A 13,189-nucleotide genomic window follows, 5' to 3' on the forward strand; every position below is an offset into this window, starting at 1 on the left:
CGGGCAAAAAGTGAGAGAAATGGAGAATGAAAAACTGGTTACGCTAGTATTATTCCCGCTTTTTCTCTTTTTACACCTTTTTTATGAATTTTTTTTAATCGCATTTACAAGCTCTACAACTTCTTCAGCTGTTGACATTTGGACCGCTTTTGCTGCCAGCTCTTCCATGTCTGCTTTTGATAAATGCTTCATTTGTGCACGCGCTTTTAGAATAGATGTGGCACTCATTGAGAACTCATCAAGGCCCAGACCTAAAAGTAATGGAATAGCTGTTTCGTCTCCGGCCATTTCGCCACACATGCCAGCCCATTTACCTTCTTTATGCGCCGCTTCAATCACCATTTTCACAAGGCGCAGGATAGACGGATTGTATGGCTGGTACAGATATGATACGCGTTCATTCATACGGTCTGCCGCCATTGTATATTGAATCAAGTCGTTTGTGCCGATTGAGAAAAAGTCTACTTCTTTTGCGAACAAATCAGCAATAACAGCTGTTGATGGAATTTCTACCATGATGCCAAGCTCGATGTTTTCTGCAACACTTACGCCTTCTGCTTCAAGCTTTGCACGCTCTTCTAACAGAACCGCTTTCGCCTGACGGAATTCATTGACTGTTGCAATCATCGGGAACATAATTTTTAAGTTGCCATGAACGCTTGCACGAAGCAGGGCACGAAGCTGCGTGCGGAAAATGTCCTGCTCTTCCAGGCAAAGACGGATCGCACGGAAGCCAAGGAATGGGTTCATTTCATGCGGCAGATTTAAATATGGAAGCTCTTTATCGCCGCCAATATCCAATGTGCGTACAACAACAGGCTTGCCTTCCATACCTTCTAAAACCGCTTTATAGGATTCAAACTGCTCTTCTTCTGTAGGCAGGTTGTCGCGGCCCATGTATAAAAATTCTGTCCGGTAAAGGCCAACACCTTCTCCGCCGTTTGCTTTTACCCCTTCAAGATCTGCAGGTGTACCGATGTTTGCGGCAAGCTCAACATGGCGGCCATCAGCTGTAACAGTTTCTTCATTTACAAGCTTTGCCCATTCCGCTTTTTGCTGTGCATATGCTTCTGCGCGTTTTTTGTATTCTGCTGCCACTTCTTCTGTCGGGTTAATATGCACTTCCCCTTGAAGACCATCAATGATAATTAAATCACCGTTTTGAATATCCGCTGTTGCATTTTTCGTTCCAACAACCGCTGGGATTTCCAATGAACGCGCCATGATTGCAGAGTGGGATGTGCGTCCGCCGATATCCGTCGTAAATCCTTTTACAAATTCACGGTTTAGCTGAGCTGTCATAGAAGGCGTTAAATCCTCCGCTACGACCACTACTTCTTCTGCAATCAAAGCAGGCGCTGGAAGCTCTACACCAAGAAGCGCTGCTAACACACGTTTTGTTACGTCTTTAATGTCTGCCGCACGCTCTTTCATGTATTCATTATCCATCGCTTCAAACATGCCGATGAACATATTGGCTGTTTCTTGAAGTGCATATTCTGCATTTACAGATTCAGATTTAATTTTATCTTCAATTGGTCCAGTAAGTTCCGGATCGTTTAACACAAGCAGGTGAGCTTCGAAAATAGCGGCTTTGTCGTCCCCTAAATCTTTGCGTGCTTTTTCTTTGATCACTTCAAGCTCTGCTTCTGATTTTTTCAGTGCTGCGCGAAAACGCTCCGCTTCTGCTGCAGCATCTGCCACATCTTTTTTCTCAACTGTCAAGTCTGGTTCCATTAAGCGGTAAGCTTTTGCAAATGAAATTCCGTCTGATGCGCCAATTCCTTTTAGTATCGCTGCCATTAGTTTGCCAGCCCTTCGTTTTGGAGTAGTGTTTCAAGTGCTTGGAGTGCTGCTTCTTCATCATTGCCTTCTGCTGAAATCGCAATTTGGGCACCTTTGCCGATGCCAAGTGACATTACACCCATAATGGATTTTAAATTTACTTTTTTGTTGTTAAATTCAAGATTTATATCACTTGAGTATTTGCTCGCTGTTTGAACAAGCAGCGTTGCAGGACGTGCATGAATGCCTGTGTCTGCTGTTACTGTGAAAGTTTTTTTCGACATGGGTTGTCTCTCCTTCATACGTTTTCTTCATAGAGAATAGCATTAAATTTCATTTCTCTCAACGATCGAGTTTTTTCAAGTTGCTGCTGCTGTCTTTATCTTTTAAAATAGACAAATATAGACAAGACAAGGAGTTTTTTGCATGTATTATAAAAGACAAGAAGCGTTTCGCTATGCTTTTTCCGAATCGATTCCAGCGGTTTGCGAAGTATTCGAGTTCATCGGTCCAGACGAAAGAAAAAAAGTACAATCGTTTGATGCTTTTATCCTTGATCTCAGTCCCACCGGATTAAAAGCGGCTTCAAAAGAAGCTATTGATCCAGCAGCCGGCCAGCTTCTTATTTTCACCTTTCAGCTTGCAGGTACGCATATTTCTTTTCCAGGAAAAATCATTCGGCAGCGGTACGCTGGCACTGTTTATCACTACGGTGTTCAAAACGATGGAAACGAAGCATTGAAAAACCAGATTATTGACTCGCTTAAAAAGTACACGAAAGAGCAATTGAAAAAGTCGAAGCGTTAATGAGCATAAATCATTTTGCGCGTCATTCCACCGTCAATAACCAAATTTTCTCCGGTTACGAAAGTATTTTCCGGGTCGGTAAGATATAAACAGGCCTTTGCTACATCCTCCGGCCTGCCGACCCGGCCTGCTGGATGCTGGGTGTGATCTTCCGGCCGCAGATTCGTGTAGTCACCTGTTTCAATCCAGCCAGGGCTGATGCTGTTTACCCGTATTCCCTTCTCACCCAGTGTTATGGAAAGCGCATGAGTCAACGAATAAATGGCTCCTTTTGATGCTGCATACAGTTCTGTATGGGGCTCCGACATGTTTTGCCGAGTTGAGCACATATTTACAATAGCACTGCCGCTTTTCATATAGCGGGCAGCTTCGCGGGAACAAAATAGGACGCTCGCTGCGTTGGTGGTCATCATTTTGTCCCAGTCTGTTTTATTTATGTCCCAGATAGAGCCAAAAGAAGAAACTCCTGCATTGTTAATTAGGATGTCGATGCTGCCGTATTCCTGATTAATCTGCGCAAACAAATCTGCCATTTCTTCTGTGTTTCCTACATCCGCACAATAAAACGCCGCATTATACCCGGATTGCGTCCATTCCTGAACAATTGTCCGGCCTTCCTCTTTTATATCTACAATAATAGTGTTGGCACCTTTTGCAGCGAAAGCATAGGCTGTTGCTCTGCCAATCCCATTTGCCCCACCTGTTACGATGACGGTTTTGTTCTTGAACATGCTTCCACTCCTTTAGCTTCGAGGTGTTTTCATATATTCATATTCAGTATGGCCACCATGTTTGGCAGTGCCTCGAAAATGTTTAAAGTCAGCCTGTTGAATAAGCACCTGCCGAAACGAAAGAAAATCATTTCGTTCAACAAATACACGTGCTGTTGTTCCATTGCGAAGGCTTTCAAGATATTCCGCAGCTTCTTCTACAGTCATGCCTCCACCTCCTATTAAAATAGTCAAAAAATTAACACAACATCATGTAAAATCCTTTACTATTTTCAAAAAATAAGGCAAAATTTATTTTAATACCTTTCGCTAATGTTTTCATTATAAAAGAAAACAAGAGAAAATGGTATCGTCAATTGTCGAAAAGGAGCGAAACAGATGACTAAAGCAGAAGTCGGCAACATTATTGAATTTAGAGACGGCCTGCGCGGGATCGTCGAAAAAGTAAATGAAAACTCCGTCATTGTTGATTTGACAATAATGGAAGATTTCGATGAGCGCGAATTAGAAGAAAAAACAGTCGTTAACCATAAAAATTATATCATCGTCTATGCATGAAAAAAAGAGCGGATTCTAGAATCCGCTCTTTTGTTTGTTTACACTGCTTGAATGCTAATGTGGTCGTTTTCGACTATTGCTTTCAAGTGTGCTGCATCTGGATGATCGAGCATAAAGTCAGCAATTTCATCTTCAATATGCTCTTGAATAGCCCGGCGAAGCGGCCGTGCCCCGAATTGAGGGTTAAAGCCGATTGCAGCCAGCTTTTCTTTTACTGCTGCGTCCACATGGATTTTCATTTGCTGTTCCGCAAGCATTTCGTTTAAATCATTTACCATTAAATCAACAATCTGAATCAATTCTTCTTTGCCAAGCCCTTCAAATTCGATAATCGCGTCGAATCGATTCAAAAATTCCGGCTTGAAGAAATCAGACAATGATTCAAGAATTGAACCATTGGATGTTTGAGCCTGCTTGTCAAAGCCGACTGTTATATTTTTTCTGCCGACACCAGCGTTGCTTGTCATAATAATCACGCACTCTTTGAAGCTGACTGTCCGTCCCTGGCTGTCTGTTAATCTTCCATCTTCCATAATCTGCAGGAACATATGCTGAACATCAGGATGCGCTTTTTCAATTTCGTCGAGTAAAATAATGCTGTACGGATTGCGGCGCACTTTCTCTGTTAATTGTCCAGCTTCTTCAAAGCCCACATATCCCGGAGGAGAACCAATCAGTTTAGATACGCTATGTTTTTCCATAAACTCACTCATGTCCAGACGGATAAGTGCTTCTTTAGAGCCGAATAACTCTTCCGCCAGCGTTTTTGTTAATTCTGTTTTACCAACTCCTGTTGGCCCGACAAACAGGAAGGAACCAATTGGGCGGTTTTTCGCTTTTAAGCCCGCGCGGCTGCGCCGAATCGCTTTCGCTACTTTTTGAACGGCTCTTTTTTGGCCGATCACTTTGCCGGCAAGGTTTTCTTCAAGATGTTTCATTTGAAGCTGCTCATCCTGATGAAGTTTACCAACTGGAATGCCTGTTTTGCTTGCAATTAATGATTGAATGGCTTCTGCTGTGACAACTGGTGCCTCGGCCACTGTACCGCCTTGAGCCAGTTTTTGTTCCAGCGCAGCTTCTTCATCACGCCATTTTGCTGCTTCTTCATAAGCTTCCTTCTGCAGTGCTTCTTCTTTACGCTTTGCTGCCTGTGAAAGCTGTTCTTGAATAGAAGCCGTATCAGCCGGGTCAATCGTCAAGTTTAACTTAGAGCCCGCTTCATCTAAAAGGTCGATTGCTTTATCAGGCAGAAAACGGTCTTGGATATAACGGTGCGACAGGGCAGCGCACGCCTGAATCGCTTCATCCGTGTAAGTGACCTGGTGGAAGTCTTCATAATGCTTTTGCAATCCTTTTAAGATATGAACTGTTTCTTCCACATTTGGTTCAGCGACTTGTACCGGCTGAAAACGGCGTTCAAGCGCTGCATCTTTTTCAATTTGACGATATTCTTTTAATGTTGTTGCGCCAATCAGCTGCATTTCACCACGAGCTAAAGCAGGCTTTAAGATATTGCCGGCATCCATAGATCCTTCTGCCGATCCTGCGCCAACCAGCTGATGAATTTCATCAATAAAAAGAAGAATATTTTTTCGCGTCTTTACTTCTTCTATTACTTGTTTTATTCGTTCTTCAAATTGCCCGCGCACACCTGTACCGGCAACGAGAGAAGCAACGTCCAGTACATACACTTCTTTGCCCGCAAGCTTTGCCGGCACTCGTCCTTCTGCAATGTAAAGAGCAAGCCCTTCTGCAATCGCCGTTTTACCAACACCAGGCTCTCCAATTAGAACAGGGTTGTTTTTATTTCTTCTATTTAAAATCTCAATCACCCGTGCCACTTCTTTGTCGCGGCCGATCACCGGGTCAATGAGTCCGGCTTTTGCAAGTGATGAGACGTTACGCCCGTATTGATCAAGAATACCTCCGCCTCCGCGTCCTGCCTGAGCCGGCATTCCTTGCTGTTTCATCGCCTGCTGCGGCTGCATTCCTTTCATAAATTCATCAAATGGAAAACCGAATGATCCAAAATTCATGTTCATTCCTCCCATAGTTTGTTTTTCTTTTTGAAAGCATGCATCACACAAATGATACTGTGCCGATTGACCATTGACACGGACACTCATTTGCACATTCGCACGCTGCTGCTGGCATTTCTGACATTTCATCCACGTCATCCCCTTCGTTTTGAATTTGACTATATTTGACTATCCTTTTATTATAATTTGACCTTTTCTGACCTTCAACTTTTTTGCTCGCCATAAATTGCTAAACAAAATAAAGCTCAATTTACATAGAAGAAACATATCCCTTTTCTGCTTTTGCTCTTCATTGCACATTTGTTTAAAAGGTTAAAAAACTTCTTGTTTTTATTTTGACCATCTTTGACCATAAGCCTATTATAAACTGACCTTTTTTGACTTTCAACTTTTCTGCTCAACCTTATGCACATAAAGAGAACCAGTTTAAGTGAGCGTACCAGGAACAAAAGGGAGCTTGTCTTCTAAAAAGAAAGCTGCTTCCTTAGTGAATGGGCCTGCAAGTTTATCAAAAAGGATTCACGATTGGTATTTACATTTAACTTTGACCATTTTTGACCATGAATCCATTATACTTTGACCTTTTTTGACTTTCAAGTGTTTTTTCAAAAAAAAAATAAAGTGCCAAAAAGGCACTTTATGCAAGCGGTAAAAAAACAACAAAAAGCAAATCAAAGATTAAATGAGAGATAATCAGCATTGGAATGCTTTTGCGCCATATATATAAGCTTCCCCAGAAAAGTCCGCCGCAAAAAGCTGCTGCCATCCAGAGCCATTCACCAGAAAAAACAAAAACAGAAGCGTAAAACATTGCTGCAATCACCATTGCAATCCACTTGTTTACATATCGAGTCAGGCGCTTTTGAATAAAGCCTCGAAAAAACAGTTCTTCTCCAGGAATCATAATCAGCACAAGAACAATATAATGCCAGATAAATATCGGACTAAAAAGCGCATAAATAGAAGTAACATGCTCCTCTGCCGATAAAGGCAGCAGCTTTAACAGTGCATAGCCGGCTGCAAACAATACATATAAAACAACACCTGAAACGATGCCGTAAAGCATAAAGCGATTCGTATTCTGTTGATCGTCAATCGGTTCGCTTATAATAGAAATACTAATAAAAAACAAAGTTGCAGCTGTGTAAATGTACCAAAAAATATCTTTATCCAAAAAAGTTACATATAAAAGAACATATGCCGCTGCCACTCCAAGAATAAAGCGCCAGTCTTTCCATAATGCCATTTCATAGGGCTCCTTTCATTAATCCGAGTTATTTTACCATATAAAACTCGAATTCGGCAAAAGAGTTACGATAAGTTTTTAATAGACAGCCCCAGCTTTCTTAAAATAGCGGTTGCCTGCTCGATTTCTTCTTCCGACAGAACACGAACGAGCTCATGAATGTTTTGTTCATGCTCCGGAAAAATGCGCTCAATCAATTCCGTTCCCCTTTCCGTAATCGCGGCATGTGTGATGCGCCGGTCATGCGGGCAGGCCACACGCTTGAGCAGCTGCTTTTTTTCAAGCTTATCCACAACATATGTAATACTGCCGCTTGCAAGCAAAATTTTCCCGCCAATCTGCTGAAGCGGCTGAGGACCTTTGTGATACAAAAGTTCCAGCACAGCAAATTCCGTCGGATTGAGCCCTGACGTTTGAATAAATCCATTCACCTGCTCGTTTACCACTTTGTATGCGCGCGATAATACAATAAATAATTTTAATGATTTTTCACTTTCGTTCATGATCATTCCCCTGCCTGTCTTCATTCATTTCTTCCTTTATACGTTACACATTTTTGTCCCCGTTTGGAAGCAGGAACCTGCTCTTTTCCATAATTTCCACAGTGGTTTTTGTCGATTTCTGTTCTCTGTCGTGTATAATAGCGTCATGTGTTTATTCTATTAAACAGGTGATCTTATTGAAAAAACGTGATAATTATTTTGACAACGTTCGGTTTTTTCTTATTTTTTTAGTGGTATTTGGCCATCTTCTTCGTCCATATATTCACAACAGTCCGTTTGTTTATGCTCTTTATCTGGCGATCTATTCTTTTCACATGCCGGCTTTTATTTTCATTTCCGGCTTTTTCGCTAAAAGCATTCGACGCCCGGGATATATTAAAAAGGCCGCTGAAAAGCTGCTTATTCCCTTTCTTATTTTCCAGTGTGTTTATTCGGTTTTTTATTTTTGGATCGATCATGAAGAAGCGCTGTCTGTAAGGCTGCTTATTCCTGAATGGTCGCTTTGGTTTTTAATGAGCTTATTTTTCTGGCACCTCTTGCTTTTAGGAGCCGTTAAATGGATAAAAAACCCGATTGCTGCGCTTGTGCTGTCTCTGGCTGCAGGAATTGGAATTGGCCTGGCCAATGAATCGCTGACTGTTCTTAGCATCGGCCGTACTTTTGTATTTTTTCCGTTTTTTTTAGCTGGCTATTATGCAAAAAAAGAATGGTTCAAGCCGCTTTTTAAGATTCCATCCCGGATTGTACTGTCTCTTTTTGCTTTCGGCCTCTTTTTGTATTGCTATACTCATACATCGATGCAAATTGAATGGCTGTTCGGCTCTCAATCATATAATGCTCTTGATGCAGAAGCACTTCAGGGTTTGCTTTTACGCTTGTTTGTTTATGCTATTAACATTATCATGATTGCTTTTTTTCTATCTATTGTGCCGCATAAAGTCTTTTTCTTTACGGCATGGGGACGCAATACGTTGTATGTTTACTTGCTGCATGGCTTTTTTGTTCAATCGTCACGGCGTGTAGATACACTGGAGCTGCCGCCGTCTGTATTTATTTTGTTTTTGACGGCTGCCGCTCTGACATTTGTCCTGGCGTCTCCATGGACAGCATCCCTGTTCAGCCCTTTTTTAGAGCTGAAACGACCCCGCTTTTTAATTAAAAAGGAGAGTAAACTGTGAATATTACCGTTTGCACATTAAATGCAAAATACATCCATACTAATTTAGCGATCCGCTACTTAAAGTCCTATTGTGAAGATGCTTATAACGTCCGGATTGCCGAGTACACCATTAAGGACCCGGCTATGAATATTGTATCTGATTTGTACAGTCATAAACCAGATGTGATCGGCTTCAGCTGCTACATTTGGAATATTGAAGAAACGATCCGCGTAGCGGGCATGATAAAAAAGGTGCTGCCGAATTGTACGATCGTTTTTGGCGGGCCAGAAGTTACGTATGATGTCCCTTACTGGCTGGACCGGCTCACAGACGTTGATTTTATTGCGATTGGTGAAGGAGAAAAAACGTTCCGCATGCTGCTGGATCAATTGGCAGGAGACCATGATTTCTCTCAAGTACCGGGTATTGCCTACAAAGCAAATGGGAAGCAGCACATTCAGCCGCAGACCAATAAAATTGACCTGCGGGAATTGCCTTCCCCGTTTCGCTTTGAAGAAGATCGGGATTCGCTGTCTAAGCGGATCACCTACATCGAAACGAGCCGCGGCTGCCCGTTCCGCTGTCAATTTTGCTTATCGTCTATTGAAACCGGGGTCCGTTATTTTGACCGTGAAAAAATAAAAGACGATATTCGCTTTTTAATGAAAAATGGTGCTAAGACAATTAAATTTGTTGACCGCACATTTAACATTAGCCGCAGTTATGCAATGGAAATGTTTCAGTTTCTTATTGACGAGCATGTGCCTGGAACCGTCTTCCAATTTGAAATTACCGGTGACATTATGCGTCCGGAAGTGATTCAATTTTTAAATGAGAACGCACCGGCTGGCTTGTTCCGTTTTGAAATTGGCGTACAGTCGACCAATGACGGCGTAAATGAGCTCGTTCAGCGAAAACAAAATTGGGAAAAGCTTGTACGAACTGTTACGATGGTAAAAGAAGGCGGCAAAATCGAGCAGCATCTAGATTTGATCGCCGGACTGCCAGAAGAAAATTACGATTCGTTTCGAAATACATTTAACGATGTATTTGCCCTCCGGCCGGAAGAACTGCAGCTTGGCTTTTTAAAACTGCTGCGCGGTACGGGTCTTCGTCTAAGCGCTTCTCAGTACGGCTACGAATATATGGATCAGGCACCGTATGAAATGCTGTCAAACCGGGTACTGCCATTTGACGAAGTCATTCGCATTAAGCAGACGGAAGACGTGCTGGAAAAGTACTGGAACGATCACCGCACTGATGAGACCATTGATTATATAACCCGATACCTGGCTCAAACACCATTTGACTTTTTTCAGGACTTTGGCGCGTTTTGGGAAGCAAACGGCTGGAACCGTATTGGCCACCAGCTGGAAGATTTATTTCAGCGCCTGGACTCTTTTGTACGGACTGCTTATCCGGCTGAAGCGGTTCATGTAGAAAGCTTAATGAAATATGATTATCTTTCTAATCAGCGGTTTAAACCCCGCAAGCCGTGGTGGCGCACAGATGAGTCCGTTGAACGAAAAGTGATTTACCAGCAGCTTGCTGCCGATCCGCTTCTTGCCGGTGAATCGTTCGCATCGCTTGGACTTCGCGAGAAAGAATTACACAAGCATACCATTCTAGAACCGGTCACAATGCAAAAGCAGGGCAATATGTGGGTGAAGGAAGACGGCTGGCTGCTTGTTTACTTCCAGCCAAACGGCGGCGGCTCCTCGTCATTCTTTTTCCCCTCACGCTTAACAGCAGCTGTTTAACCCACAAAGCAGCAGGCTAAGAAAGCCCGCTGCTTCTAGACTGTAGACAAATGATTGATACCCGTGCACATAAAACAGGATGAATCAGCGGCGTCCAGACAGCTCCGCTTTCCATGGGGCAGCCGCCAAGTGGCTTGTAACAAGATTGTATAGGGCTATCAGGTTGTATTTTTTCTTTTTAAAAAAGAGAAAAATGTCTATCCAATCCTTGGATGATTGATCTTTAACACCACTTAGTGAAGCCTGCCGGACGTAGACTCCTGCGGGAAGTACAGTGAGTCGGGAGATCCCGCAGGCGTAAGCCGAGGAAGCTCCCGCACTGCCTTAGGATGCACGAAGTCCGGCAGGCTTCACTTATCGGCTCTTTTTTTGAAAGAGGAAGACTTTCTCTACACACTGAAAGCAGCAGGCTAAGAAAGCCTGCTGCTTTTTATTTTGGTTCATAGACGCGGCCCTTTGAATAAAAAGAAAAAGCTGGATCCTTTTTCTCGGTTAAAAAGCGCGCAATCAATTCCGATAAAAACAAGCTGTACACAACACCATTGCCGCCGTATCCAAGTAAAAATAAGCTATTTGGCATATGGCTGTATTGGCCGATCATCGGCAGCCCATCATGAGTATGGGCAAAAGAGCCGCTCCAACTATAAGCAGCCCGTATGTTTCCTTTCAGTGAAGGAAACCAGCTTTCGGCCTCCTGGATAAGCTTTTCGCTCTTAGCAGGCATTTTTCGGTCACGCTGATCTGCATAGGATGTACGCTCATCAAGTCCGCCAATGATGATACGGCTGTCTGCAGTTGTCCGGGCATAAAAGTATGGATAAGCTGTTTCCCATATCATCATTTTTTCTTTCCAGAACGATAAATCATCCAGTGGGTTTGTTACAATAGCATAACTGCTTTCAACAACAGCATTTTGATCTTTTACGGTTTCCTGGGCTTCATAGCCCTGAGCAAAAACCGCTTTTTTGGCTTTTATTAAATGTCCCCCTTCCGCCCGCAAAGTAACCCCGCTTTGATCCGCTTTTTTCACAAACACTTCCGTTTGTTCAAAAACGCGTACCCCTTCGTCAGCAGCCGCTTGAACGAGCCCATGAGTCAGCTTGAATGGATTTACCTCTGCATCCCCTTTTGTAATAATTGCGGCTGGTCGTTTGAAGGGAACCCACTGTCCCATTTCTTCTTCTTTTATATACTTCACATCGAATCCTGCTTTCTTCAAAGCAGCATACTCTTTTTGCACGACCTCTTTGTCTTCTTTACTGCTGGCAAAAAATAAACTGCTGCGCATGTTCAGTTCAGGATCAACAGGCAGAAATGGAGCAATTTCATATTGAAGCCTGCGGATTGCATGAAAACAGCGCCAGTAATGGTCAACCGCCGCTCTCTCGCCAAATGACTGAATCCCTTCATGCAAAAGCTGGTCATTTGCGAATTGGAGGAGTCCCGTATTGGCACTCGAGCTTCCCCCTGCAACGTTCCGTTTTTCAACAAGTACAATCTTTAAGCCCGAGTTTCTTAATTCATAAGCAGTACAGGCGCCTGATATGCCGGCACCAACAATGACCACATCACATTCTATCTCGTTTTCCAGGGTCGGATACGTTGGCGCACCCTTGAATGTATCCGGCCAGTATACATTTCCTGATTTTAAATCCATGGCTATTATCCCCTTTTCTTATCAGTTTTTATCTATACGCCTAAAAACGTTTTTTCAAACAAAAAAACACTTCGAACTGGATCATTCGAAGTGTTTTTGGATTGCTTATTAAATTAAGCGCTTGAATCTTGATTCGTTTCTTCATTCATTTCTTGAGGCCCTTTCGCCCGGGCAACCAAATAACCGCCTGCTGCAATCACAATGAGAACACCCCAGAAAACGAGTTTCCACGGTTTTGATTCAGGAAAATGTTCATCTAAAACAGCAAGAGACGGATGGGACAGGGTGAAAACTGCCAATTTTACACCAACCCAGCCTACAATAAGAAAAGCAGCTGTTTCGAGTGTCGGATACTTTTGAAGGAGACGGACAAACCATGTAGCCGCAAAGCGCATAATAATAACACCGACAAAACCGCCAAGGAACATAACCAAAAACTGTCCAGAATCAATGCCGCCAATCTGGCCCCATCCTGTTTCAGGAAGTGTAACAGCTAATGCAACTGCTGCCAGCATAGAGTCGATAGCAAATGCAATGTCTGCTATTTCTACTTTTAAAACAGTCATCCAGAAAGAAGAGCCGCGCAAATCCTTTTCAAGTCCATGCCCTTCGATCTTTTTGTCTTCTTTCCACTTTTTGTACAAATGAGTGAAACAGATAAAGAACAAGTAAAGAGCGCCGAGCGCCTGTACCTGCCATACTTGCACAAGAAACGAAATAAGGAATAACGCTGCGATTCGGAAAACAAAAGCACCGAGTAATCCGTAGAACAGCGCTTTTTTCTGCTCCTCCTTCGGCAGATGTTTAACCATAACGGCCATGACGACTGCATTATCCGCTGCCAAGATCCCTTCCAAAATAATGAGAACACCGAGCACCCATGCGTACTCTAATAACAAAGCTGCATCCATTCTCCCATCTCCTTCCAAAAATGTATTAAAGT

The 13,189-nt window shown here is 43.0% G+C and carries 13 protein-coding genes; 4 read left to right on the forward strand and 9 right to left on the reverse strand.

The annotated features are described in order from the left end of the window. Positions 1-81: 81 nt before the first annotated feature. Entirely contained in the window at positions 82-1,803 is a 1,722-nt protein-coding gene (ptsP, locus tag VP97_RS09815; protein WP_050181598.1) for a phosphoenolpyruvate--protein phosphotransferase, read from the reverse strand. Continuing rightward, complete coding sequence (locus tag VP97_RS09820; protein WP_050181599.1) at positions 1,803-2,069, reverse strand: phosphocarrier protein HPr; 267 nt, start codon at positions 2,067-2,069, stop codon at positions 1,803-1,805. Before VP97_RS09820 ends, ptsP begins: the two co-directional genes overlap by 1 nt. Before the next feature lie 142 nt (positions 2,070-2,211). Here VP97_RS09820 and VP97_RS09825 point away from each other — a divergent pair, with 142 nt between their 5' ends. Continuing rightward, positions 2,212-2,592, forward strand: coding sequence for a PilZ domain-containing protein (locus tag VP97_RS09825; RefSeq protein ID WP_050181600.1), 381 nt, complete (start codon positions 2,212-2,214; stop codon positions 2,590-2,592). On the opposite strand, the gene VP97_RS09830 is transcribed toward VP97_RS09825, so the two are convergent. Next, positions 2,589-3,323, reverse strand: coding sequence for an SDR family oxidoreductase (locus VP97_RS09830; RefSeq protein ID WP_050181601.1), 735 nt, complete (start codon positions 3,321-3,323; stop codon positions 2,589-2,591). The two genes, VP97_RS09825 and VP97_RS09830, sit on opposite strands and share 4 nt — an antisense overlap. Positions 3,324-3,335: 12 nt before the next feature. After that, positions 3,336-3,530 carry a hypothetical protein gene (locus VP97_RS09835; RefSeq protein ID WP_050181602.1) on the reverse strand — a complete coding sequence of 65 codons (195 nt, stop codon included), beginning with the start codon at positions 3,528-3,530 and terminating at the stop codon, positions 3,336-3,338. 171 nt (positions 3,531-3,701) lie between these two features. On the opposite strand from VP97_RS09835, the gene VP97_RS09840 reads away from it, so the two are divergent. Then, entirely contained in the window at positions 3,702-3,881 is a 180-nt protein-coding gene (locus tag VP97_RS09840; protein ID WP_050181603.1) for a YkvS family protein, read from the forward strand. 38 nt (positions 3,882-3,919) lie between these two features. Here VP97_RS09840 and VP97_RS09845 read toward each other — a convergent pair whose 3' ends face one another. From VP97_RS09845 to VP97_RS09855, 3 genes are all read right to left on the reverse strand, one after another. Beyond that, the gene (locus tag VP97_RS09845) at positions 3,920-6,049 is read right to left on the reverse strand and encodes an ATP-dependent Clp protease ATP-binding subunit (RefSeq protein WP_050181604.1); all 2,130 of its coding nucleotides are present in this window, start codon (positions 6,047-6,049) and stop codon (positions 3,920-3,922) included. 508 nt (positions 6,050-6,557) lie between these two features. Then, complete coding sequence (locus VP97_RS09850) at positions 6,558-7,166, reverse strand: CPBP family intramembrane glutamic endopeptidase (RefSeq protein WP_050181605.1); 609 nt, start codon at positions 7,164-7,166, stop codon at positions 6,558-6,560. Positions 7,167-7,231: 65 nt separating this feature from the next. Continuing rightward, complete coding sequence (locus VP97_RS09855; RefSeq protein WP_050181697.1) at positions 7,232-7,675, reverse strand: MarR family winged helix-turn-helix transcriptional regulator; 444 nt, start codon at positions 7,673-7,675, stop codon at positions 7,232-7,234. 170 nt (positions 7,676-7,845) lie between these two features. Between VP97_RS09855 and VP97_RS09860 the strand changes: the two genes are divergently transcribed. Both VP97_RS09860 and VP97_RS09865 read left to right on the forward strand, forming a co-directional pair. Beyond that, on the forward strand, positions 7,846-8,847 hold the full coding sequence (locus tag VP97_RS09860) for an acyltransferase family protein (protein ID WP_050181606.1): 1,002 nt from the start codon (positions 7,846-7,848) through the stop codon (positions 8,845-8,847). Continuing rightward, complete coding sequence (locus tag VP97_RS09865) at positions 8,844-10,589, forward strand: B12-binding domain-containing radical SAM protein (RefSeq protein WP_050181607.1); 1,746 nt, start codon at positions 8,844-8,846, stop codon at positions 10,587-10,589. The genes VP97_RS09860 and VP97_RS09865 overlap by 4 nt, the downstream gene beginning before the upstream one ends. A gap of 430 nt (positions 10,590-11,019) precedes the next feature. Here the strand turns inward: VP97_RS09865 and VP97_RS09870 are convergent, their stop codons facing one another. After that, positions 11,020-12,246 (reverse strand): NAD(P)/FAD-dependent oxidoreductase, encoded by a 1,227-nt coding sequence (locus VP97_RS09870; protein ID WP_050181608.1) that lies wholly within the window; start codon positions 12,244-12,246, stop codon positions 11,020-11,022. A 113-nt stretch (positions 12,247-12,359) separates the two neighbouring features. Then, on the reverse strand, positions 12,360-13,157 hold the full coding sequence (locus VP97_RS09875; RefSeq protein ID WP_050181609.1) for a TerC family protein: 798 nt from the start codon (positions 13,155-13,157) through the stop codon (positions 12,360-12,362). Positions 13,158-13,189: the final 32 nt, after the last annotated feature.

The sequence above is a fragment of the Domibacillus robiginosus genome, from assembly GCF_000966195.1.
In the GTDB taxonomy this organism is placed as follows: Bacteria; Bacillota; Bacilli; order Bacillales; family Domibacillaceae; genus Domibacillus; species Domibacillus robiginosus.